Consider the following 24,365-nt stretch of genomic DNA (forward strand, 5'->3'; position numbering starts at 1 on the left):
CGGCCTACGATTTCGCAGCAATCTGTAGGCCGGATAAGATGCGTCAGCATCGCATCCGGCAGGGTTTATTATTGTTTTTTCGCTTTCGAAGGCAAAAAACCTTCCAGCACAATCAGTGCCGCGCCGACACAGATGGCAGTATCAGCGAGGTTGAAGGTGGCGAAGTGCCAGTCGCCAACGTAGAAGTCGATCATATCGACCACAAAGCCGTGCCACAGGCGGTCGAACAGGTTGCCCAGCGCACCGCCAATAATCAGCGCGTAAGCAATGTTGTTCAGTTTCTGCGTGGCCTTCGAGCGATACATCATCACCGTCAGGATCACGCTAATACCAATTGCAATACCGGCAAAGAACCAACGCTGCCAGCCGCCGCTATCGGCAAGGAAACTAAACGCCGCGCCATAGTTACGCGCATAATGCAGATTAAGCGACGGGAACAGCGGAACCGTATCCCCCAGAGCAAAATTCTGGAGGATAAGGTATTTGCTGCCCAGATCGATAATCAGCACGACTACTACCAGCCACAGCCAGCGTAGCCCTGTTGAACAGATCGATTGACTCATCAGGCAAACTTACGTTTTTCACCGTCACCGGCGACGTTGCTGACACAGCGGCCGCAGATTTCTGCATGCTCCGCCACCTTGCCGACATCCTGGGTGTAGTGCCAGCAGCGTGGGCACTTCTCACCTTCGGCTTTACTCAACGCGACTTTCAGCCCTTTGAGTACTTCGCTCTGCTGAGCATCAGCAGGTGCGTTGTTATAGTCTGCAACGGTAGCGCCGGAGGTCAACAGGACAAATCGTAATTCATCGCCCAACGCGTTCAGTTTCGCTGCCAGTTCCGGTTCTGCGTACAAGGTTACTGCCGCTTCCAGCGAGCCACCCACTTTCTTGTCAGCACGCGCTTGCTCAATGACTTTGTTCACTTCGCCACGCACTTGCAGCAACTCGTCCCAGAACGCATCGTTCATCGCTTCGCTGTCAGCCAGACCAAACAGACCTTCGTACCACTCACCGGTAAAGACGTATTTTTCACGTTCGCCCGGCAGGTAACCCCACACTTCATCCGCGGTGAAGGAGAGGATCGGTGCCATCCAGCGAACCAGCGCTTCTGCGATGTGATACAGCGCAGTCTGGCAGCTACGACGCGCCACGCTATCTGCTTTGGCGGTGTACTGACGGTCTTTGATGATGTCGAGGTAGAAAGAGCCCATCTCAACGGAGCAGAAGCGCATCAGACGCTGCACCACTTCGTGGAAATCGTATGCTTCGTAAGCCTTGATGATGTCTTCCTGAGCCGCTTTCGCACAACCCACGGCCCATCTGTCCAGTACCACCATCTCTTCCGGTTTCACCATATCTTTTGCCGGATCGAAACCATTGAGGTTTGCCAGCAGGAAGCGTGCGGTGTTACGGATACGACGATAGCTGTCAGCAGCACGTTTCAGGATCTCGTCAGAAACGGCCATTTCGCCGGTGTAGTCAGTTGATGCCACCCACAGACGCAGAATATCCGCGCCAAGCTTGTTCATCACATCCTGCGGCGAAACGGTGTTGCCGATGGATTTAGACATCTTGCGACCCTGACCATCCACGGTAAAGCCGTGAGTCAGTACCTGACGATATGGCGCTTTGCCTTTCATCGCAGTGGAGATCATCAGGGAAGACATGAACCAACCACGGTGTTGGTCAGAACCTTCCAGATACATGTCCGCAGCGTGACCGGCAAATTCCGGACGCACGTCAACAACGGAAGAGTGCGTAGATCCGGAGTCAAACCATACGTCCAGCGTATCCGGCACTTTCACGTACTGGTCAGCGTCGTCACCGAGGATCTCTTTTGCATCGAGATCCCACCACGCCTGGATGCCGTCAACTTCAACGCGTTTTGCCACTTCTTCCATCAGTTCAAGGGTACGCGGATGCAGCTCTTCAGTGTCTTTGTGCACGAACAGTGACATCGGTACGCCCCAGGTACGCTGACGGGAGATACACCAGTCAGGACGGTTAGCGACCATCGACTCAATACGCGCCTGGCCCCAGTCCGGGATCCACTGCACGCCTTTGATCTCTTTCAGTGACTGCGCACGCAGACCTTTCTGATCCATGCTGACGAACCACTGTGGCGTCGCACGGAAGATGATTGGGGTTTTGTGACGCCAGCAGCACGGATAGCTGTGCTGCAGCTTCTCAACATGCAGCAGCGCGCCTTTTTCCTGCAACAGTGCAACGACAATATCGTTCGCTTTGAAGACGTTCACACCGTCTAACGTCGGGTAAGTTCCCGGCAGATAAGTACCGTCCGGGCCAACCGGGTTAGCGGTTTCCAGACCGTATTTCTGACCGATAACATAGTCGTCAGGGCCGTGGCCAGGCGCGGTGTGAACAGCACCAGTACCGGCATCCAGCGTGACGTGATCGCCAAGAATTGCCGGAACATCGAAGCCCATAAACGGATGGGTAAAGCGCAGCAGTTCCAGCTCCGCACCTTTCACCGTGCCGAGGATGGTGTATTCGGTAACGCCGATACGCTGCATCACGCTTTCAACCAAATCTTTCGCAAGGATCACGGCCTGACCGTCGATCTGCACCAGCGCATAGTCGAAATCCGGTGCAATAGAGATTGCGCGGTTCGCAGGCAGGGTCCACGGCGTTGTGGTCCAGATAACCAGAGAGATCGGGCCATTAACGTCAGAAACGCCAAATTTCGCTTTCAGCGCATCCTGATCGGCGGCGTGGAACGCGACGTCGATGGACGGGGAGGTTTTGTCGTAATACTCAACTTCCGCTTCCGCCAGCGCGGAACGGCAGTCTACGCACCAGTGCACCGGTTTAGCACCTTTGTGCAGATGGCCGTTGCCGATAATTTTGCCCAGCGCACGGATGATGTTGGCTTCGGTTTTGAAGTCCATAGTCAGGTACGGATGTGACCAGTCGCCCAGCACCCCCAGACGGATAAAGTCTTTGCGCTGACCATCAACCTGGGTCGCTGCATATTCGCGACACTTGGCGCGAAACTCGGCTGCGGTGAATTTCTCACCCGGCTTACCGAACTCTTGCTCTACTTTCAGCTCGATCGGCAGACCGTGACAGTCCCAACCAGGCACATACGGCGAGTCATATCCAGAAAGCCCTTTGGACTTGATGATTATGTCTTTCAGAATCTTGTTAACCGAGTGACCAATATGAATGCTGCCATTCGCATAAGGAGGGCCATCATGCAGAATGAAGGTTTTTTTGCCTTTTTTAGCCGCACGGATGATGCCGTACAGATCATCATCAGTCCAACGCGCCAGCATTCCCGGTTCGCGCTTGGCGAGGTCGCCACGCATCGGGAACCCTGTTTCCGGCAAATTCAGGGTTGATTTATAGTCACTCATCAGATTCTCGGTTCCGTATTTCGGTTTGATTACATAACAGGCTTAAGCCGGTTTTGTTAGCCCAAAAAATTCGCGGGCGGTTAATTCATCACGCGCAATCTGCGCTTTCAGTTCGTCCAGCGACGCAAATCGCTGCTCACTGCGTATTTTTTTACGCAGCACTACTTGTATATGGCGACCGTAAAGGTCCATTGCAACATCCAGAACATGCACTTCCAGTTGCTGTCGAATGCCTGCTACCGTTGGGCGCGTGCCGATGTTCGCGACGCCAGGCAACGGTTTTTCACCGAGGCCCAGCACTTCCACCGCATAAACCCCTTTCACCGGGGAAACCTGACGACGCAGCGGTACATTCGCCGTCGGGAAACCAATAGTGCGCCCTAACTCATCACCGTGGACAACACGCCCGGAGATGGCAAACGGGTGCCCCAGTAAACTTTCAGCCAGAGCCAGGTTGTCATCCGCCAGGGCCTGACGCACGGCAGTACTACTGATACGCACGCCACCTTCACAGAAAGTTTGCGTACTGGTGATGTCGAAGCCGTATTCTGCGCCAGCTTTCTGTAATAACAAGAAATCGCCTTCACGACCAGCGCCAAAGCGGAAATCATCACCCACAGCAAGAAATTTTACCCGCAACTGCTTCACCAGTAGATCGCTGATAAAATTTTGCGCCGTCAGCGCCGCAAAGCGCCTGTCAAAACGCACGCACAGCACGTAATCTACGCCACACTCGGCAAGATAACGCAGTTTTTCCCGCAGCCGGGTCAGGCGTGCCGGGGCTTTGTCGGTGGCAAACAGTTCCAGTGGTTGAGGCTCAAAAATCATCACCATCACCGGTAAGTTGCGCCTGCGCCCTTCTTCCTGCAAGCCCTGCAACAGCGCGCGATGACCGCGATGCACGCCGTCGAAATTACCAATAGTCAGCACACACCCTTCTTGCGGGGCCTGGCTGAGATTATGTATGCCGCGTATCAGCTTCATGTCTGGCTCAAAACAGTGAAAATCGTCCGAGTATACCTTGTACAGCGGTCAAGGTTAACCGGCGATTGAGTACTGAAATTAGAAAGAAGTGGCTTTTCATTGCCATGGCGCAAATCACGGTAAGAAACTAACGGCCTGCTGCAATTTTTCTCGCGGAAAAGCTGTATTCACACCCTGCAAGCTGGTAGAATCCTGCGCCATCACTACGCAACGAGCGCTGCCATATTAACGGCGCTTATTTGCACAAATCCATTGACAAAAGAAGGCTAAAAGGGCATATTCCTCGGCCTTTGAATTGTCCATATAGAACACATTTGGGAGTTGGACCTTGGCTAATATCAAATCAGCTAAGAAGCGCGCCATTCAGTCTGAAAAGGCTCGTAAGCACAACGCAAGCCGTCGCTCTATGATGCGTACTTTCATCAAGAAAGTATACGCAGCTATCGAAGCTGGCGACAAAGCTGCTGCACTGAAAGCATTTAACGAAATGCAACCGATCGTGGACCGTCAGGCTGCTAAAGGTCTGATCCACAAAAACAAAGCTGCACGTCATAAGGCTAACCTGGCTGCACAGATCAACAAACTGGCTTAATCGCCTTTTGTTGTCAGCTTTGTAAAAAAACCCGCGCAAGCGGGTTTTTTTATGCCAACGAGCAAAAGCAGGCCAACACTGTAGCCTGCAAAGTACGAATGGCTATTTCGCGGCTGAAGTAAACAGCGCAGAGTAATCTGTATTGCAAATACGCTGTACCGCAGGGTGCTGGATCATCCTTTCGGCAAAAATCGCATGGTACTCTTCCATGACGTTCTCAACGCGACCAATCTCCACAACCGAGTTATCGGTATAAAAATCATTGGCGTAAAGTGAAGGTGCAACAAAAATAGCATTGTGCGTCGCACCAAAGGCTTTCATCAACGCCGCATCATCAAACTCCCCCAGAATTTCAACATTCAATCCCTGGGAGTTAAACCAGTTTAATAGCTTGCGTCCCAACATTGAGCGCCGCCCCGGTATAAGTAAGCGACGTTGCTCCAGACAGGCTGGAAACGGTTTTTCTGGCAGCGGGTTAGTGCACCAGAAACTGACACCACACTCGCCAATTTTTATGGAAAATAGCCCCTCCTGCTGGGTGGAGTCGATCGGACAGTCAGAGATGATCATATCCAACTTATGCTGACTCAGTTGCTCCAACAGCATCTCGTGCGTCGATTCAAAGCAGCGTAGATGGATCTGCTCGTCTTCTACAACTGCGGCATCCAGAACACTGCTGACCAGGCGTTTCGAAAGTGCATCTGCAACGCCAACATCAAACAATAAGTTAGACTCTTTGCGATAGTTGACGATATCCAGCATTTCCTGGCTTAACGTGAACATTTTATCGGCATAGCGATAAACCAGTTCCCCCAGTTCACTGGGTTCCAGGCCACGTCCTTTGCGCTTAAATAGTTTCCCTTGCAGACGCTCTTCCAGCGCCCTGATCTGCCCGGTAATCGTTTGTGGTGTTAAATAAAGCGCCTCCGCTGCGCCAACCACAGAACCTTCTTTGTAGACATGCCAGAAGTAATACAAGTGGTTGTAATTGATATGAGACATGCTCATTTCTCTCCCTGATAACAATGAAAAGGGAGCCATTTATGGCTCCCCGGTACATCGCCCGATCAAACAGATGGACGTAGACGAATGCGTAGCCAGCTATATCCAATTACCGCCGAAGAGATTGAACCGACCAGAATGCCTAATTTCGCCCAGTTAATCAGTTCTGGATCTACGCTACCAAAGGCCAGGCTGGCGATAAAAATAGACATAGTAAAACCGATACCGCACAGGATCCCAACAGCCATAATTTGCTGATAAGTCGTTCCCTCTGGCAGATGTGCCAGCTTCAAACGCAGCGCCAGCCAGCAGAACAGACTAATACCCAGCGGCTTGCCAATCAGCAAACCGGCGATGATCCCTAATGGCAGAATGGAGGTCAGGCCATCCAGCGTCACGCCTTGCAGAGAAACACCAGCATTGGCAAAAGCAAATAGCGGCAAGATCAGATAAGCCACCCACGGATGCAATACATGCTCCAGGCGCTTCGCCGGAGAACGCCCATGTTTCTCTTTTAACGGAATAAAGAAGCCAACAATAACCCCAGCCAGCGTTGCGTGGACGCCTGATTTCAGCACGGCCGTCCACAGCACCACACCAACCAGAATATAAACCCCTGTACGGCGCACGCCACACATGTTCAACACAGCGAGTACAGCAATCGCCACTGCAGCAACGCCAAGAGAAGCCATCGACAAGTCATTGGTGTAAAACAAGGCGATGATAATGATGGCACCAAGATCATCGATAATAGCCAGCGCCATCAAAAAGATCTTCAGCGCTAACGGCACACGGCTTCCCAATAACGCCAGTACACCAAGCGCAAAGGCAATGTCAGTAGCCGCCGGGATCGCCCACCCTTCACGAGTGATAGGATCAGCATAGTTAAAAGCCAGATAGAGCAATGCCGGGACAATCATCCCGCCGATAGCGGCAATGACCGGAAACGCAGCCTGCCGCAGGCTGGCCAGCGATCCTTGCATCAGTTCGCGTTTAACTTCCAGACCAACTAACAGGAAAAATATCGCCATCAGTGCGTCATTTATCCATAACAGCATGTTTTTGTTGATCTCAAGTGAACCAACCCGAAGCTGAACCGGCGTTTCAAGAAAGTCGTGATACCATCCACTGGTTGCGCCGCTGTTGGCCATAATCATCGCCAGAACAGCGGCAATAATGAGAATAATGCCTCCCGAGGCATCACTACTAAAGAATCGATGCAGATGTTTCACTTTTTATTTCTCTTTCAGGTGAATAGATCGTTTTTACTATTTTACCCCGCAAGAATCATCGTTAAAATCAGATTATAATGTAGGAATAGTTCGCTTTTTACGATCTATAAAGGAGGTTGCGTCACCAGCGGAGGAAGATTTTTTGACGCCCGAAAGCGGTGGCTGATGACCTCAAAACTCAATAATCATAGCTTAAGGTCACGATTTCTGAAGGATTTATTCGGAAAAGTAATAATTAATTTGTGGTAAGCCAGAGCTGTTTGTTAGGGCGATATTTCAAATATATCCAACTTGTCCTCAATAATTGCAATAAAGGGACAAATCAACGTTAACTAATTGAATCCTTAAAAAATTACGCCATAAAAATGCGAGGCGTCTTCAGGATTGGGGTTGATATAATCAAATGGATTAAAGTGAATAGTATAATAGCGGCGGGTGCTTGAGGCTGTCTGTCTCAGGCATTAGCTGGATGGCAGATAGAGAAAAGCCCCGAGTGATATTTTACCATCAACCCGAGGCCCCCTATATGCAGAACACATGTAGAGTGCCTCTTACTGACCGTAAGGTCAAGGAGAAGAGAGCAATGAAGCAGCATAAGGCGATGATTGTCGCCCTGATCGTCATCTGTATCACCGCCGTAGTGGCGGCGCTGGTAACGAGAAAAGACCTCTGTGAGGTTCACATCCGAACTGGCCAGACGGAGGTTGCTGTTTTCACGGCTTACGAATCCGAGTAAGAGCAACGGCGGGGAGTAATCCCCGCCACTTTACAGGTGCTCGCATATCTTCAACGCACCCTTGTTTTTACCCAAGCCTGCCCACGGGTAGGCTTTTCAGGAAATTAGCGAGTCAGGTCGTCAAAAAACTTCTTCACGCCGTCGAAGAAACTCTTCGAACGCGGGCTGTTGTGCTCGCCGGTTGGGCCTCCGAAGCTTTCTTGCAGATCTTGCAGCAGTTGTTTCTGCTTCTCGTTCAGACCTACCGGTGTTTCGACCACGACGCGGCACAGTAAATCCCCCTGCGCACCGCCGCGGACAGACTTCACGCCTTTACCACGCATGCGGAACAGCTTACCGGTCTGGGTTTCTCCAGGCACTTTCAGTTTGACGCGACCATCGAGGGTCGGCACTTCGATTTCACCACCAAGTGCGGCCATCGCGAAGTTGATCGGCACTTCGCAATACAGGTTGTTACCTTCACGTTCGAAAATCGGGTGCTGTTTAACCTGAACCTGAACGTACAGATCGCCTGCTGGTGCGCCGTGCTCGCCCGCTTCACCTTCGCCCGCAAGACGGATGCGGTCTCCAGTGTCCACCCCTGCCGGGATTTTAACGGACAGCGTTTTGCTACGCTCAACACGACCATGACCATGACATTTGTTGCACGGATCTTTGATCAGCGTACCTCGGCCCTGACAGTGTGGACAGGTCTGCTGTACGGCAAAGAACCCCTGGCGCATCTGCACTTGACCAGAACCATGACAGGTCGGACAGGTCTGCGGTTGCGTACCCGGTTTTGCACCGCTACCGTGGCAAACGTCACACTCTTCCAGAGTCGGAATGCGGATCTCTTTGGTCACGCCACGTACAGCTTCTTCGAGGGTGAGCTCCATGTTATAGCGTAAATCAGCACCACGCGCCGCACGTTGACGACCACGTCCGCCGCCAAAAATATCGCCAAAAACGTCACCAAAAATATCGCTGAAGTCTGCGCCGCCGCCAAAACCGCCGCCGCCCATGCCGCCTTGCTCAAACGCCGCATGACCATACTGATCGTATGCCGCGCGTTTTTGCGAATCGGTCAGAACTTCATAAGCTTCCTTGATCTCTTTAAATTTCGCCTCGGCCTCTTTGTCACCCTGGTTACGGTCCGGGTGATATTTCATGGCCAGGCGTTTATAGGCCTTTTTGATTTCACGCTCTTCCGCAGTTTTGGAAACGCCTAAAATCTCGTAATAATCTTGCTTAGCCATCTTTTTTAATTTGCCCCTAGATGAATGCACGGGCGGAGAGGAAAATCCCCTTCGCCCGTGTCAGTATAATTACCCGTTTATAGGGCGATTATTTTTTGTCTTTGACTTCTTCGAATTCAGCGTCGACAACATCGTCATCTTTCGCGTTGTTTGCAGAAGCATCAGCACCGGCAGTCTGCTGCTGGGCATGTTGCTGCTGGGCGATTTCCATCAGTTTCTGGGAAACCTGTGCCAGTTCCTGCATTTTCGCTTCGATAGCGGCTTTGTCTTCACCTTTCAGAGCAGTTTCCAGCGCAGTCAGCGCAGACTCGATGGCAGTTTTGTCGTCAGCCGGCAGTTTGTCGCCTGCTTCTTCAACCTGCTTACGGGTGCTGTGCAGCAGATGGTCGCCCTGGTTGCGAGTCTGTACCAGCTCTTCAAACTTACGGTCTGCTTCGGCGTTAGCTTCAGCGTCGCGTACCATTTTCTGGATTTCATCTTCGTTCAGACCAGAAGAAGCCTTAATGGTGATCTTCTGCTCTTTACCGCTGTTTTTGTCTTTCGCAGAAACGTGCAGGATACCGTCAGCATCGATATCGAAGGTAACTTCGATCTGCGGCATACCGCGCGGTGCCGGGTTGATACCATCCAGGTTGAACTGACCCAGAGATTTGTTATCAGCCGCACGTTTACGTTCACCCTGCAGCACGTGGATGGTTACTGCAGACTGGTTGTCTTCAGCGGTAGAGAACACCTGGCTGTGCTTGGTCGGGATAGTGGTGTTTTTCGCGATCAGCGTCGTCATCACACCGCCCATGGTTTCGATACCCAGAGACAGCGGGGTAACGTCCAGCAGCAGTACGTCTTTCACGTCGCCAGTCAGTACACCACCCTGAACGGCAGCACCGATTGCCACAGCTTCGTCCGGGTTAACGTCTTTACGCGGCTCTTTACCAAAGAATTCAGCAACTTTCTTCTGAACCATTGGCATACGAGTCTGACCACCAACGAGGATAACATCGTCGATATCAGATACGGACAGGCCAGCGTCCTGCAGAGCAACTTTCAGCGGCTCGATGGAACGGTTCACCAGGTCTTCTACCAGGCTTTCCAGTTTTGCACGAGTCACTTTGATGTTCATGTGTTTCGGACCGGTCGCGTCTGCAGTGATGTACGGCAGGTTAACGTCGGTCTGCTGAGCAGAAGACAGCTCGATTTTCGCTTTTTCTGCCGCTTCTTTCAGACGCTGCATTGCCAGCGGATCGTTACGCAGGTCAATGCCCTGATCTTTCTTGAATTCTTCAACCAGGTAGTTGATCAGGCGGCTGTCGAAGTCTTCACCACCCAGGTGGGTATCACCGTTGGTTGCCAGAACTTCGAAGGTTTTTTCACCGTCAACTTCGTCGATTTCGATAATGGAAATATCGAAAGTACCACCACCAAGGTCATAAACAGCGATAGTACGGTTGCCTGTACCTTTGTCCAGACCGTAAGCCAGTGCAGCGGCGGTCGGTTCGTTGATGATACGTTTTACTTCCAGACCAGCGATACGGCCTGCGTCTTTCGTTGCCTGACGCTGAGCATCGTTAAAGTATGCCGGTACGGTGATAACTGCTTCAGTTACCGGTTCACCCAGGTAATCTTCTGCAGTTTTCTTCATTTTTTTCAGCACTTCGGCAGAAATCTGCGGCGGTGCCATTTTCTGGCCTTTAACTTCGACCCATGCGTCGCCGTTATCAGCAGCAATAATTTTGAACGGCATGATGGAAACATCACGCTGTACTTCTTCGTCCTGGAAGCGGCGGCCAATCAGGCGTTTAATCGCAAACAGGGTGTTTTGCGGGTTCGTCACTGCCTGACGTTTAGCCGGCTGACCAACCAGAGTTTCACCATCCTGGGTATAGGCAATGATAGAAGGCGTGGTGCGATCGCCTTCGGCGTTCTCCAGCACACGAGGAGTGGTGCCATCCATAATCGCTACACAAGAGTTGGTAGTACCCAGGTCGATACCAATTATTTTACCCATCTAAACGTCTCCACTATATATTCGGTCATCATGTGGTTGTGAGTCTGTAATAGGGGCGAAACGTCTGGTTTCAACTGCCCAATTTCATTTTTTTGCAGACTCACTCACTGCGGTTGACTACTAAATGGGGTCGTAACCCACGTCATCAAGGGGGAGATGCAAAAATTTTTTGTGCTTTTGCGCAGAAATTTCGCGATATGGCGGAAGAAGACGAGAAACGGACTGGAATTTAATTCCTATAAAGGATGAATTCAACACAAAACTATCACCAAAAAATTGTAATAAAAATAACATATTACGTTCATGCGTCATGTTTTCTCTGCCAACAAACCAGTCGCTATTTGTCCTCCTGGTGCTCCCCACAAGGAGAATCCTTATGAAATCTGTTTTTACGATTTCTGTCAGCCTGGCTATTGGCCTTATGTTGTGCTGTGCCGCGCAGGCTAACGACCATAAAATCCTCGACGTCATTGCCATGACGCGTAATGAAACTAACGATCCCGCACTGCAATGCCCCGTTTGCCGCGTTGTAAAACACATACAACTCACCGCCGATCATGGCGATTTACAGTTAAGCGACTTTTAAAGCGAGTCAGGGAGGCCTGTGGCGCAGCATTAAATGGGGTTAAAGCCGTCAGCGGTAGCGTCCTTCGCGTCACGATCCCGGCACTACTACAAATCGCCTTCCTGCGGCGAATAGTTAACACCACTCAAGTGTGATACCTGATACCGGGGAAAATTTTCATTTTCCCATCAAAAGATCATAGACACTGCCCCACTGGCTGATTATTATGCCGCGCCCCGAAAACACTACAGTTATTCAGGGAAATTATTTCACCATTCATTCGATGATGATTTTTGAGGAATTATGGGCAAGCCCATTATCATTTAGACAAACAAGTAACACAGCATGTGATAATGATTCTCGCTTGAATTAATTCTTATCAAAATCAATGGCAAATATTATTTATAATCAATATGTTACACGCATGCCATTTTGTGTTTTATCTTAACACCACCAGCGTTTTCATCGCCTTCCTCAGAAAAACGTAAGACGATGATCAGCATCTTGAAGACCACAGATTTGTCCTTGACTATTTCTAAGCTCAATCTTCTTCACCACCTGACGTAAACTCAGATCCCAGTTACAGCTTTCAGGTCTGTCACAGCTAACGGATATTCCTTTATCAACTATCTATAGAAACTTGTCCGCATTGCTGATTTTAGTTTGGTTGATTTCATCGTTGACCGTTTGGGTGTCTGTCGGTGGTATCTTTTGACCGCTGAACGCACTAACCATTGTCCAACCTGCAATACCGCTAACTGATACACCAAACCATATTAACGCCATCCAAAAATCAAAAAATTGTGGATGCAAACCCGAAAAGCACCAACGGATAAAAAATCCTTGCATATCGATACACTTGACTATAATATAGATAATGGAATAATTTGAATTGTAAACTTTGTACGAAAAAATACTGATGCCATTATTTGCCTGCGAACCCTTTATTCATGCGCCTTTATAGTCATCATGGTAGCAGCATTTGTCGGTGGTCTGATGGTAATAACTATATATTATATGGATCAGTATTTAACAGATTAGAGTAAATTTATGTAAAATAAGAGGAGGTATATTGTTAGAATTAGTACATCCGCAGTCAGTGCAGTCACAGATCACACAAACCACGCCTTACACAGTCATAACTCACGCTCACGGTAGGTATCCAGTAATTACTGGTGATACGTTTTACCATAATGGTCGCGCGTACCAAATCAACATTACGGAGAAATCCGGTGTTCGGTTAGATATCCTCAGGCCGATAGTGGAGGAACTTGATGCCATGTTATTTAGTTACAGTCGAGTCTTCTTGAGTCGCTTCGATTTGCGTCTGCCTGATGGTACTGCCGTAGAAGAAAGCAACAAATGGGTACGACAGCTATTTAAGAAATTGCGTGAGCGTCTCAAGTCAAAAACTAAAAGACCAGAAGGTGTAACAAGCCCAATCAATGAATTTGCTTTCAGTTGGGTGCGTGAGAGACATGAGGTAGAAAAAGACCATTACCATTGCTGGATTGCACTACCACATCGGCAAATAAACCGATTGGGAGGGAGATCATACGGAGTGGGAAGCGCAATCATTGATATCTGGTGTCAACTAACTGGTGGTGAGCATACGCTGGTGCATTTAGCGAAGAAGAAGAAGGCCAAATACCCAGACCATTATGTTATCGAGCGCGGTCAACCTGAAACACTGGAGGGACCGATCTATTGGCTATCGTATCTGGCTAAAGTTCGTGGGAAGTATCAAACAGGCGCATACGATAGAGTGCATTCAACCTCGCAACTTCGTAACAGAATAACTCGCTCGCGAAATAATTAATATAGCAGCCTCTAAGGCCGTAAATCCCCAAAAAAATTTTCCTTACCTATACAAAAAACGCGCTGCACACCCTTTTAAGCGCGTTTAACAACGTTTTCTCCCCGCTATCTTAGGCGACATAAAAATATGGCGCATAATTCTCATTTCTGAAGCTCTATCAAACGCCCTGGCTATCATGGGCGTTGATATTAATAATCGGACATATATTTCAATCTACAGAGATTTACTTAATTCCTTCTTGATTCGAAAAAATGTAGCTCGCCCACATCCAACTAACTTATAAATCTCTTCGTTGGTATATGTTCCTTTAGCCAAATATTCAGCGACCTTCTTGCGGATTTCATCATCTTTTTGCCGCCCTTTGAACACACCTTTCGCCTTTGCAATCTTGATACCCTCTGCCTGTCTTTGACGAATAAAAGAGCGTTCCAACTCACCAACGGCTCCCAACATGGTGGTTATGAACTTGCTGGTGGGGGAATCATCAAAAGTCATGTGATTATCTATAAACTCAACTCTCACGCCCTTTGTAGTCAGTTCATCCAGTATCCCCAGAAGGTCACGGGTATTACGTGCCAGACGGTCAACGCTTTTAACTCGAACTATGTCACCTGAGCGAACTTTACTCATTAACTCTTTTAAAGCTGGCCTGTCTGCATTCTTACCGCTGGCCTTATCAATCAAAATCTCATCAACCAGTGTTTTTAACGCTTCAATCTGGCGTGATTCATTCTGATCTTTGCTACTTACTCGTACATACCCGAAAGTTCCCATAGCCCCCTCAAAAAGTCTCATATCAATGACATCAATGATACAGTATCAAATAAGTTAAAACAAAGAAATTTTGATACCCAGCTCCAACATCAACGACACGTATCAATTGAGTCTACTCAAAGGAGACTACAGAATCCCTCACCGATATTTTCAATTTTAGGGCTACTCGATGCTTGCTAGCGTGACCGATATTAGACCGTGCTGCTCATGCGCTATGGTTGATAACATGATGAAGTGTTCAGGAGGAAAGCAGGTAATTCCCCCAAAGTAGTTAATCGAATAAATCGAATAGATCGCTCAAGGGGACTAGCTTGACGTAAATATACCCATCATCATCCTCTTCAATGACAATAGGCATATCTACGCCATTGGATAATACAGCCTTAGCGCGGTAATGCTTATCAGTGATTTCTTTAACATCTTCAACAACAAGACATTTCACATCACTTCCTTCATCTTTCAATATTGAAGTCGTAAGTTCACACGCACCTACTTTAAGCTCTTTGCTGTAAGCCAAAGCACCAACAACAGGAACACAACTCAACGCAATGGCAATGTAAACAAAAAACCATCCCCATCGGTTACTCGACTTAACGCCTGCAAATTGAGCTCTACTGTAAACATACAGTGGCGGGAAAAAGAGAACACTAATAGCAGGATTTACAAACTTGGGAACTGACGCCCTATGAACATTAGCTATCTCCTTTAAGTCAAGTTCTGCACAGATAAGAGCGGTTACAAAGAAAACAATTATAGCAATCTGAGCATCCGTTGTGAGAAAGTAAACTATTGGACAAAGCAATGGAACTACCATATAAAAATAGAAATAAATATTTTTTATTTTCAATTCGTTATATGCCATTAAAGGATACCTGCCATGCTACAAATTAGCTTATAACTGACACCGAAATGTTCTACATCACGATATACGTGTTTATTGTACGAATGTACAGTTACTACCTGATGGTGCACCAATGAACAACTGCATCTTTTCGCAGGTAACAACTATCTTCTGCCCTTTCTTCAGTTTTGAGGCTTTTGGCTTCTCTGAATCTTCCATGCTTAACATTACAGGCAATAAACGGTTGCCACTTTCCAGCCGAACGATTACATCATTTGTAAAATTCTTAGCTATTTCCTGGACTGTACCTGTGATTTCTACTTTACGCCCACCAATTTCATTATCGGCGGCGACTTCATTGGCGTCATATAACTCAGCTAGGGCTTTTGCTGTTGTTCGATAAATATGATTATCAGAAACGGCTTTCTTTGATTCACTATTGGCAGCTTGCGATTGTTCCAGATTCACCATTTCTGCAACCACCGTTTTTATAAAATCTTTTTGCATTGAGATGTAAGTGGCAATCCCACCACAGCTATCAATAGCAATCTTATCTTTTGTAATCAAACTCCCTTTAACTTTGAGTGCAGCCCCTGCGCTGGCTCCATCAACTACTGAATTGTAAACAGAGTAGTAGCTCGGAGTATTCTTCTTCATCCCCTGTGTTGCCTGCTTTATCAATACATCTTCAGGCTCACCTTTCAACGCCCGTTCACAACTTTCAGTAATTAGCGTTTTAACATAATTCGCCACATATTCAGGATATGGCTGTATGCCTGAAGTAGCTCCCCCATCAGCGAAAGACATGAACGGAAAGAGCATGAAAGGTAACACCAAGAACTTTCTCAAAATTAGCCTCCATGAATATGTGTAACACATTGATATTAATGTGAAATAATACTATCGATCATTTTGATCGATCAATATTATAAAACCGATCGGTAAAACTGATCAATTAAGTCGTTGAAAATCCTCTAAGAGAAAACGAAGAGAAGTAGCCAATCATTAGGAGATAACGAACAATCAGAGAGGGGGAAAGTTAATGTTTTGTGGTTTGTTGTTGCCGTTTAACGGCAATGCAGGATGTATAACTATTCAGTCGCAACTTGTAAACTCGTGTCCTTGGTAGAAGACAACCATTTGCTGGTGCCTTATGCCATAACTGAGTAGCCCTGTTCCGACAGTGAACAACAGGATGCAACATAGAAATAGCCCAAGGCAAAAACCGTTTTAACGAGATGGCGACCGAAATTCTTGTGAAACTTTTCGCGGATTACGTCCCACTCAGAATTTGGCTGATCGAAACGGAGAACGGTAAGAAGTTCTGTAGATATGAGAACAGCGTTTACTTATTAACTATGTGACCAAAAGCAAACACTGTTCCAGTGTGAAAACTTTCACTATTGATGACTACAAAAAGCAACCAGCCAACGAATAAAGCCGATTGGCTGGATTCTTTAAAGGGTGTTAATCATCAATATCCAATGGTTCATCGTCCAACCATGAATAATCGCGTGACGTAGAGCACTCTGTTATGTCATCCAATAAAACTAGCCCTGCACGCCCTGCTTTCATAAACGTTAACTTACATTGAACGTTAAGCTGATGCCCGTTGTACATCTGTTCTTCTTCGAGCTCATACTCGCCTGAAAGTGTTCCCGTATCAGAAATTGACCATTTTTCAACCGACTTCCAAAGATCACCGCTAGTTACAAGGTCATAATCCATGTCGGGATAATCAGGAAAATAAGCATTACTTTCAGCCATTTCCCCGGATTCTGCTGCATCTTGATATATCGCCTCTTCAAGAATTTCCCGAATATGATCATCATAAAAATCATCCACTGATTCAGATACTTTCACAGACAAGCCGGCCTTTAACTCTGAGATAAAGACACCAAAGTTATCATCAGACACACCGAACTTTTTCGCTCTTTCCATACCCAAGGGCATATTTAGAACGATGTATTCTGCATCCGCAAGGCTATATTTACGAGGTGGATTCTTGTCTTCTTCAAGCATTGCCGCATAGCTGGCATAACCTAAGAGAGCAGCAATGACTTCGCGGGTATGAGAGCGTTTTAAGGATGTATTAATGGAAATGTTGTAGCAAATTGCTTTGATTGCATCATTCATGATAAACCACTCCAACACATCAGATCTTTTGGCAATCATTTAAGGTTTGGCATTGGACATTTTGTTACCTTCAACCATTTGCCAGATCTGACGCTATGAATAAGGTTTAAGAAAGAATGACTACTGCCTTTTTTAAGCTGTCCAAAACTTAGGCTGGCGCCTGAGTTCACTATATCACTTAAGAAATAAAATGCAATAGCAACTATTTAGCGCCGTGATGGGACTCTATAGGGGACGCCGCCCCTACCAAGCATCTACTGCTTACTAACGAAGCATGATGGATTTATTCGAGGAAAACCAATTAACATTTCATCTATTTTTTGTACTAACAATTTATCTGAGTCATGATACTTCTTTATCACTTCTGGTGGAACTCTATCTGAGAAAACCGGAGTTTCAACATACATTGCATATCCGCAAAGCTTATTACCATTATTGTCAGTTTTGATTTGCCCCTTGAAAAGGTAGCGTTGCCTATCATAAATCTCATATCTAAGAGTCAACGTCTTATCTTTCGCTTTACTGATTGTCACACTACTGATCACTGCTCGCACAACTTCACGAATATTCAATCGATTTGGGTGCGTTGTATCCTCAAGCAATTGCGGGGTGAGCATCTCTACAGTATCTACTATTTTTTCAATTTGTTGCTCACGAGAACCTTGTAAAAGCTCACGTTGACTCAATTTGTCCAGTTCCAACAGTAGCCCACGTTTACGCGACTCCAGTTCCTGGAGCTGGGTGACCAAAGACTCCAGATTCCCTCCCATTGTAATTGCTGTTGTCAGATTTCCAATCTGGGATTCGACAAGCTCCAATTCGCTACGTTTCGAATCAATCTGATCTGCAAGCGACTCTCCCGCATTCTGATCTTCTATTACTAACGACATATATCCACTGATAAGTGGGTATAACAAACAACGTTCGACCAACTCGCCTGAAACACTCCAAGCTTTACAGGAAGACATTCTTTTCTTACCCGACTCACACAGGTAGCGAATTTTTCCTTGCTTACTGAATGAAGTCATCGCACCGCCACAGTGACCACAACGTAAAATCCCCATACCAGAAAGCAGTGTTATAACTTTTTTCTTACAACCTTGTGGCATTTTGTTGTTGCAAGCAACATCTTGAAGCCGTGCAAATTCAGCGGGCGTACAGACAGGCGGAAAATAATCCTCCAGATGATAAGTAACATTGTTCAATGTTAAGACTTTTTCCCCCATCAGTGCCCGATTTAACCGCATTTTTTTGATATTCGGTACAGTCCAACGAGCTTCTCTATTTTTATTTCGTGTCTTTTTACCCGGCGGCGGCGGGTAAATGTCGCTATTTTCATTGAGGTAATTTGCTACCCGATAGTTACCCCACCCCGAAAGCAACAATCTCACAGCCTCTTTTGCGGCCTTAAAGTATATTGGATGTGGCTTTACTGCTTCAGTATTTGGCCCTGTTGCATCAATCCAGAAAGGAGTTGAGCCAGCACTTTTTATGTTCGTAGGTAGCCCCGATTTATGTCGCTCAATCAGCTTCAATGTGGTTTCATAAGCACGTTTTTGCTTAGTCAGTGACTCTTCATTTGCTCGGCTGAACAAGAAAAGAGACATAATTAAATCGTTAACGTTGTTACTAATACTCTCCTCTGTATAAATTTTCCCATCCATACCAGTAACGATTGTCAGCCCCAACTTTAACAAGCTAGTGAATAGATTCAGAGCCGTCATGACGTCCTGTCTTGTTAGGCGGTCGAGATTCTCAACATACAGCCATGAATCAGATGAAATAACCCCAGCTTTAACAGCGTTAATAAATCCAGAAAACGCACCTTGTGTAGTATTCTTACCCCGAAACGCAGAGACGCCTGCATCAAGGATCTGGACATACTCCAAACCATGAATTGCAGCGTATTGTTTCGCTTTTTCAGTCTGACGCTCCAGGGATGTATTCCCTGTTTGTTTGTCAGTAGACCAACGTATATAGGAATAAAGTTTTTTCATGGCTAACACTTTGAATAATAGACATTCTGAGAATATCATCTTTTCAAACTTGGGCAACACTAAGTTGGCTAACCCGGCACCGCTGGGCCTGATGGGCTTCGGCATGACCACCATTCTGCTTAACCTGCACAACGTGGGTTATTTCGCTCTGGACGGTATTATTCTCGCCATGGGCATCTTCTACGGCGGTATCGCGCAAATTTTTGCCGGTCTGCTGGAGTATAAAAAAGGCAACACTTTCGGCTTAACTGCCTTCACTTCTTACGGCTCTTTTTGGCTGACGCTGGTTGCGATTCTGCTGATGCCGAAACTGGGTCTGACCGACGCGCCGAATGCGCAGTTCCTCGGTGTTTATCTGGGGCTGTGGGGCGTGTTTACGCTGTTTATGTTCTTCGGCACGCTAAAAGGTGCACGCGTTCTGCAATTCGTTTTCTTCAGCCTGACCGTGCTGTTTGCCCTACTGGCTATCGGTAACATTGCCGGTAACGCTGCGATCATCCACTTCGCGGGCTGGATAGGTCTGATCTGCGGTGCCAGCGCGATCTACCTGGCAATGGGTGAAGTGCTGAACGAGCAGTTTGGTCGCACCGTTCTGCCAATTGGTGAATCCCACTAATTGCTTGATATCCCCCGCACGGGGGATATCAGCGTGCGCTTTATTCATGCCGGATGCGGCGTGAACGCCTTATCCGGCCTACATAATCATGCAAATTCAATATATTGCAGGAAGATCGTAGGCCTGATAAGCGTAGCGCATCAGGCAGTTTTGCGTTTGTCATCAGTCTGATCCCCCCGCCTGGGGGGATTTTTTTATTCGCTAACTTCACGTCTTGCACTCTTCGGTCTGAATGCCGCTACCACTTCAGGTGCCGTTTCAACGTATGGTCCTTCCAGCAACTGAATGCAGTACGGCACACTGGCAAAAATACCGTGCACCACGACATTGCCCTCGCCATCCTTCACGCCTTCCAGCGTCTCTTTGATGGACTTCGGCTGACCAGGCAAATTAAGAATCAATGCCTGTTTACGAATCACGCCCACCTGCCGCGAAAGGATCGCGGTTGGAACAAAATGCAGGCTAATCTGGCGCATCTGTTCGCCAAAACCCGGCATCTCGCGATCGGCTACTGCCAACGTTGCATCGGGTGTCACGTCACGGCGCGCGGGGCCAGTACCGCCGGTTGTCAGCACCAGATGGCAACTCATTTCGTCCACCAGCTCACACAAGGTTTGCTCAATGATCGCCTGCTCATCAGGGATTAAACGGGTTTCCAGCTCAAATGGCGTCGTCAGCGCCGATGCCAGCCACTCTTCCAGTGCAGGAATGCCTTTATCCTGATAAACGCCGCTGGACGCGCGATCAGAAATGGAAACTAAGCCGATACGTAAAGTATTCATCAAGATTTTTCCGTTTAAACAGTCTCGTTAAACAGAATGATACACTGCGAAGGGAGTGACAGACAGGCTTCAGAAGAGGTAGCGTGACCGACTTCCCGGCCACGCTAAGAATGATTACAGCAGAGCGCCGATCATTTTTTCCAGTTTTTCCTGGTCAACAGCAAACTTACGGATACCTTCCGCCAGTTTATCTACAGCCATTGGATCCTGGTTGTGCTGCCACAGGAACTCGGACTCAGTGATACGTGCCGGACGCGCTTTCACTTCGCCAGTGTAGGACAGTTTACGTTCAATAGCCCCTTCGCTCTCTGCCAGTTCTTTCAGCAGTGCCGGAGCAATGGTCAGGCGGTCGCAACCTGCCAGTTCCAGAATTTCACCGATGTTACGGAAGCTTGCGCCCATAACCACGGTTTCATAACCATGCTCTTTGTAGTACTGGTAGATTTCCGATACAGAAACCACGCCAGGATCTTCTGCCGGAGCGTACTCTTTCTTGTCGGTATTGGCTTTGTACCAGTCAAGAATACGGCCAACAAACGGAGAGATCAGGAATACGCCAGCTTCTGCACAAGCACGCGCCTGGGCGAAGGAAAACAGCAGAGTCAGGTTACAGTTGATACCTTCTTTTTCTAGCTGTTCAGCAGCACGGATACCCTGCCAGGTAGACGCCAGTTTGATCAGAATACGATCGTTGCTGATACCCGCATCGTTGTAGAGCTTGATCAGACGTTTTGCTTTTGCAATTGACGCTTCTGTGTCATAGGAAAGACGCGCATCAACTTCAGTTGAGATACGGCCAGGAACCAGTTTCAGGATTTCCAGACCAATGTTTACTGCCAGTTTGTCAGTCGCGTCCACGATTTGCTGTGCGCGATCGTTGCTCTGCTGTTTCGCCCATGCGACAGCATCATCAATCAACTTGCGGTATTCCGGAATCTGCGCTGCGTTAAGAATGAGAGAAGGGTTGGTTGTGGCATCCTGCGGTTGATACAGCTTCATTGCCGCGATGTCCCCAGTGTCGGCCACTACAGTGGTGTACTGACGAAGGGAGGTCAATTTGTCCGTCATGATAGTATTTCTCTTTAAACAGCTTGTTAGGGGGATGTAACCGGTCTGCCCTGATGATATCACGACGCAACGACAGCGCAACCGCAGACGAGAGGGTTATCGCCAGGCGAGACTGTTTAGGTTTTCTGACACTGCGTTGATATCGCTCGCCATTTTTAAGCAAAAACTCAAGTATGCTACACAAGCGTTATCTACCAATGCACATCGTATATAATTCTTAATCAATTGGTAACGTTTACACAGGAATGTAACCGCGTGCCGGCGACAAGAGGGATACGAATGCCTGACTTTTTCTCTTTTATTAACAGTGTCCTATGGGGATCAGTGATGATCTACCTGCTCTTCGGCGCAGGTTGCTGGTTCACTTTTCGCACCAGATTCGTTCAGTTTCGCTACATTCGCCAGTTTGGCAAAAGTCTCAAAAATAGCGTTCATCCACAACCGGGGGGCTTAACGTCTTTTCAGTCACTGTGTACCAGTCTTGCCGCGCGCGTCGGCAGCGGTAACCTCGCCGGTGTTGCGCTGGCCATTACTGCCGGTGGACCCGGTGCCATCTTCTGGATGTGGATTGCCGCGTTTATCGGCATGGCGACCTCTTTTGCCGAATGTTCCCTTGCCCAACTTTATAAAGAACGTGACGCTAATGGGCAGTTTCGCGGTGGTCCGGCATGGTATATGGCGCGTGGATTGGGGATGCGCTGGATGGGCGTGCTATTCGCTATCTTTTTGCTCATCGCCTACGGATTGATTTTCAGCGGTGTTCAGGCAAACGCCGTCGCCCGCGCGATGCATTTTGCGTTTGATGTTCCACCATTAGTAACTGGCATCATACTCGCTGTCTTTGCCCTGTTGGCGATAACCCACGGTATTTATGGTGTCGCCCGACTGATGCAATGGTTTGTCCCTGTAATGGCATTAATTTGGGTACTCGCCAGTCTGATCATTTGTGCGATGAATATCGAGCAACTTCCTCACATCATTTGGTCTATTTTTGACAGCGCCTTTGGCTGGCAGGAAGCGGCAGGCGGCACCGCGGGTTACACCCTGAGCCAGGCAGTTACGAACGGCTTTCAGCGCAGTATGTTTTCTAATGAGGCGGGAATGGGGTCGACACCAAATGCAGCGGCGGCGGCAGCATCCTGGCCGCCGCATCCGGCAGCACAAGGTATTGTTCAGATGATCGGCATTTTTATCGACACCCTGGTCATCTGCACGGCAAGCGCCATGCTAATATTGCTGGCCGGAAACGGTACAACCTATATGCCGCTGGAGGGTATTCAGCTTCTCCAGAAAGCGATGCGAGCACTAATGGGTTCCTGGGGGGCAGAGTTTGTCACAATAGTGGTGATTCTGTTTGCCTTCAGCTCTATCGTCGCCAATTACATTTATGCGGAAAATAACCTTTTCTTTTTACGTATGAACAATACTAAAGCGATCTGGTGTCTGCGTATCTGCATCTTTGCCACCGTGATTAGTGGCACGCTACTTAGCCTCCCCATGATGTGGCAACTGGCTGATATTATTATGGCGTGTATGGCGATCACTAATCTGACCGCTATTTTGCTGCTCTCTCCGGTAGTGCATACCATTGCCAGTGATTATCTGCGCCAGCGTAAACTCGGCATACGCCCGATGTTTGATCCGCTGCGCTACCCGGACATCGGCCAGCAACTCGCACCTGATACGTGGGATGATGTTTCGCAGGACTAATCACAACTATCGATCAATTCATCCGCATTTTTTGCTACAGTCGCTGTAAATTTCCTGCAAGGACTGGATATGCTGATTCTGATTTCACCTGCGAAAACGCTTGATTATCAAAGCCCGTTGGCTACCACGCGCTATACGTTGCCGGAGCTGTTAGATCACTCACAGCAGCTTATTCACGAAGCGCGGAAGCTGACACCCCCGCAGATTAGCACGCTGATGCATATCAGCGACAAACTGGCGGGTATCAACGCCGCTCGCTTTCATGACTGGCAGCCAGATTTCACGCCGGAGAATGCCCGGCAGGCGATTCTGGCGTTCAAAGGCGATGTCTATACCGGTTTGCAGGCCGAAACCTTCAGCGAAGAAGATTTCGCTTTTGCCCAGCAGCATCTGCGTATGCTTTCCGGTTTGTATGGCGTACTGCGTCCACTCGATTTAATGCAGCCATACCGTCTGGAAATGGGGATCCGTCTTGAGAACGCCCGGGGCAAAGATCTGTACCAATTCTGGGGTGATGTGATCACCAACAAGCTGAACGAGGCGCTCGAAGCGCAAGGCGATCAGGTAGTAATTAACCTGGCGTCAGATGAGTATTTTAAATCAGTGAAACCGAAGAAACTGAATGCTGAGATTATCAAGCCGGTGTTCCTCGATGAGAAGAACGGCAAGTTTAAGGTTATTAGTTTCTACGCTAAGAAAGCGCGCGGCCTGATGAGTCGTTTTATTATTGAGAATCGCCTGACCAAACCAGAACAACTGACTGGCTTTAATCGTGAAGGTTACTTCTTTGATGAAGCCACCTCCAGCAATAGCGAACTGGTGTTTAAACGCTACGAGCTGCGTTAAGTTTGCGGTAAATGCCGGATACGGCGTAAACGCCTTATCCGGCCTA

General features: G+C 48.0%; 20 protein-coding genes and 3 pseudogenes. 8 read left to right on the forward strand and 15 right to left on the reverse strand.

Features of this window, described 5'->3' with window-relative positions:
• Positions 1–68 precede the first annotated feature (68 nt).
• From lspA to ESM_RS1000000128440, 4 genes and pseudogenes are all read right to left on the reverse strand, one after another.
• Positions 69–563 carry a signal peptidase II gene (gene lspA / locus ESM_RS0111260; protein ID WP_000083379.1) on the reverse strand — a complete coding sequence of 165 codons (495 nt, stop codon included), beginning with the start codon at positions 561–563 and terminating at the stop codon, positions 69–71.
• Positions 563–3,379 (reverse strand): isoleucine--tRNA ligase, encoded by a 2,817-nt coding sequence (gene ileS / locus ESM_RS0111265; RefSeq protein WP_001286811.1) that lies wholly within the window; start codon positions 3,377–3,379, stop codon positions 563–565. Before ileS ends, lspA begins: the two co-directional genes overlap by 1 nt.
• Before the next feature lie 42 nt (positions 3,380–3,421).
• Entirely contained in the window at positions 3,422–4,363 is a 942-nt protein-coding gene (gene ribF / locus ESM_RS0111270; protein ID WP_000767344.1) for a bifunctional riboflavin kinase/FAD synthetase, read from the reverse strand.
• Between the two features lie 7 nt (positions 4,364–4,370).
• A pseudogene (locus ESM_RS1000000128440) lies at positions 4,371–4,589 on the reverse strand (DUF2575 domain-containing protein).
• A gap of 102 nt (positions 4,590–4,691) precedes the next feature.
• Between ESM_RS1000000128440 and rpsT the strand changes: the two are divergent.
• A complete protein-coding gene (rpsT, locus tag ESM_RS0111275) occupies positions 4,692–4,955 on the forward strand; it encodes a 30S ribosomal protein S20 (protein ID WP_001274018.1) in 264 nt (87 codons plus the stop codon).
• Between the two features lie 102 nt (positions 4,956–5,057).
• Here the strand turns inward: rpsT and nhaR are convergent, their stop codons facing one another.
• Positions 5,058–5,963: a transcriptional activator NhaR gene (gene nhaR, locus ESM_RS0111280; protein WP_000062876.1), complete on the reverse strand. Its 906-nt coding sequence runs from the start codon at positions 5,961–5,963 to the stop codon at positions 5,058–5,060.
• A gap of 59 nt (positions 5,964–6,022) precedes the next feature.
• Positions 6,023–7,189, reverse strand: a complete 1,167-nt coding sequence (nhaA, locus tag ESM_RS0111285; protein WP_000681378.1) for a Na+/H+ antiporter NhaA — start codon at positions 7,187–7,189, stop codon at positions 6,023–6,025.
• Positions 7,190–7,772: 583 nt separating this feature from the next.
• Between nhaA and mokC the strand changes: the two genes are divergently transcribed.
• Positions 7,773–7,925, forward strand: coding sequence for a type I toxin-antitoxin system toxin MokC (gene mokC / locus ESM_RS0111290; RefSeq protein WP_000809168.1), 153 nt, complete (start codon positions 7,773–7,775; stop codon positions 7,923–7,925).
• A gap of 104 nt (positions 7,926–8,029) precedes the next feature.
• On the opposite strand, the gene dnaJ is transcribed toward mokC, so the two are convergent.
• Entirely contained in the window at positions 8,030–9,160 is a 1,131-nt protein-coding gene (dnaJ, locus tag ESM_RS0111295; RefSeq protein ID WP_001118463.1) for a molecular chaperone DnaJ, read from the reverse strand.
• 88 nt (positions 9,161–9,248) lie between these two features.
• Complete coding sequence (gene dnaK, locus ESM_RS0111300; RefSeq protein WP_000516135.1) at positions 9,249–11,165, reverse strand: molecular chaperone DnaK; 1,917 nt, start codon at positions 11,163–11,165, stop codon at positions 9,249–9,251.
• 376 nt (positions 11,166–11,541) lie between these two features.
• Here dnaK and ESM_RS01000000124670 point away from each other — a divergent pair.
• The 3 genes and pseudogenes from ESM_RS01000000124670 to ESM_RS0111325 all read left to right on the forward strand — a co-directional run.
• Positions 11,542–11,742 (forward strand): annotated as a pseudogene (locus ESM_RS01000000124670) (DUF2541 family protein); the annotation flags it as partial.
• A 29-nt stretch (positions 11,743–11,771) separates the two neighbouring features.
• A pseudogene (locus ESM_RS1000000129095) lies at positions 11,772–11,885 on the forward strand (hypothetical protein); the annotation flags it as partial.
• A gap of 917 nt (positions 11,886–12,802) precedes the next feature.
• Complete coding sequence (locus ESM_RS0111325) at positions 12,803–13,549, forward strand: YagK/YfjJ domain-containing protein (protein WP_000891955.1); 747 nt, start codon at positions 12,803–12,805, stop codon at positions 13,547–13,549.
• Positions 13,550–13,762: 213 nt separating this feature from the next.
• On the opposite strand, the gene ESM_RS0111330 is transcribed toward ESM_RS0111325, so the two are convergent.
• The 5 genes from ESM_RS0111330 to ESM_RS0111350 form a co-directional block, all read right to left on the reverse strand.
• A complete protein-coding gene (locus ESM_RS0111330; RefSeq protein WP_000536423.1) occupies positions 13,763–14,323 on the reverse strand; it encodes a recombinase family protein in 561 nt (186 codons plus the stop codon).
• Positions 14,324–14,594: 271 nt separating this feature from the next.
• Positions 14,595–15,185, reverse strand: coding sequence for a hypothetical protein (locus ESM_RS0111335; RefSeq protein WP_000323889.1), 591 nt, complete (start codon positions 15,183–15,185; stop codon positions 14,595–14,597).
• Positions 15,186–15,257: 72 nt separating this feature from the next.
• Positions 15,258–16,013, reverse strand: coding sequence for an OB-fold protein (locus ESM_RS0111340; RefSeq protein ID WP_010378191.1), 756 nt, complete (start codon positions 16,011–16,013; stop codon positions 15,258–15,260).
• Between the two features lie 618 nt (positions 16,014–16,631).
• Positions 16,632–17,300, reverse strand: a complete 669-nt coding sequence (locus ESM_RS01000000124675; RefSeq protein ID WP_010378194.1) for a hypothetical protein — start codon at positions 17,298–17,300, stop codon at positions 16,632–16,634.
• A gap of 254 nt (positions 17,301–17,554) precedes the next feature.
• A complete protein-coding gene (locus ESM_RS0111350) occupies positions 17,555–19,297 on the reverse strand; it encodes a recombinase family protein (RefSeq protein WP_000737971.1) in 1,743 nt (580 codons plus the stop codon).
• 49 nt (positions 19,298–19,346) lie between these two features.
• Here ESM_RS0111350 and satP point away from each other — a divergent pair, with 49 nt between their 5' ends.
• Entirely contained in the window at positions 19,347–19,913 is a 567-nt protein-coding gene (satP, locus tag ESM_RS0111355) for an acetate uptake transporter (RefSeq protein WP_000528538.1), read from the forward strand.
• A gap of 194 nt (positions 19,914–20,107) precedes the next feature.
• Here satP and mog read toward each other — a convergent pair whose 3' ends face one another.
• Both mog and tal read right to left on the reverse strand, forming a co-directional pair.
• Positions 20,108–20,695: a molybdopterin adenylyltransferase gene (mog, locus tag ESM_RS0111360; RefSeq protein WP_001517716.1), complete on the reverse strand. Its 588-nt coding sequence runs from the start codon at positions 20,693–20,695 to the stop codon at positions 20,108–20,110.
• Between the two features lie 114 nt (positions 20,696–20,809).
• Positions 20,810–21,763: a transaldolase gene (gene tal / locus ESM_RS0111365; RefSeq protein ID WP_000130186.1), complete on the reverse strand. Its 954-nt coding sequence runs from the start codon at positions 21,761–21,763 to the stop codon at positions 20,810–20,812.
• A gap of 279 nt (positions 21,764–22,042) precedes the next feature.
• On the opposite strand from tal, the gene ESM_RS0111370 reads away from it, so the two are divergent.
• The gene (locus ESM_RS0111370) at positions 22,043–23,473 is read left to right on the forward strand and encodes an alanine/glycine:cation symporter family protein (RefSeq protein WP_001112618.1); all 1,431 of its coding nucleotides are present in this window, start codon (positions 22,043–22,045) and stop codon (positions 23,471–23,473) included.
• 69 nt (positions 23,474–23,542) lie between these two features.
• The gene (gene yaaA / locus ESM_RS0111375; RefSeq protein WP_000906159.1) at positions 23,543–24,319 is read left to right on the forward strand and encodes a peroxide stress protein YaaA; all 777 of its coding nucleotides are present in this window, start codon (positions 23,543–23,545) and stop codon (positions 24,317–24,319) included.
• The last annotated feature ends 46 nt before the right edge of the window (positions 24,320–24,365 follow it).

The organism is Escherichia sp. TW09308 (assembly GCF_000208565.1).
Classification (GTDB): Bacteria; Pseudomonadota; Gammaproteobacteria; order Enterobacterales; family Enterobacteriaceae; genus Escherichia; species Escherichia marmotae.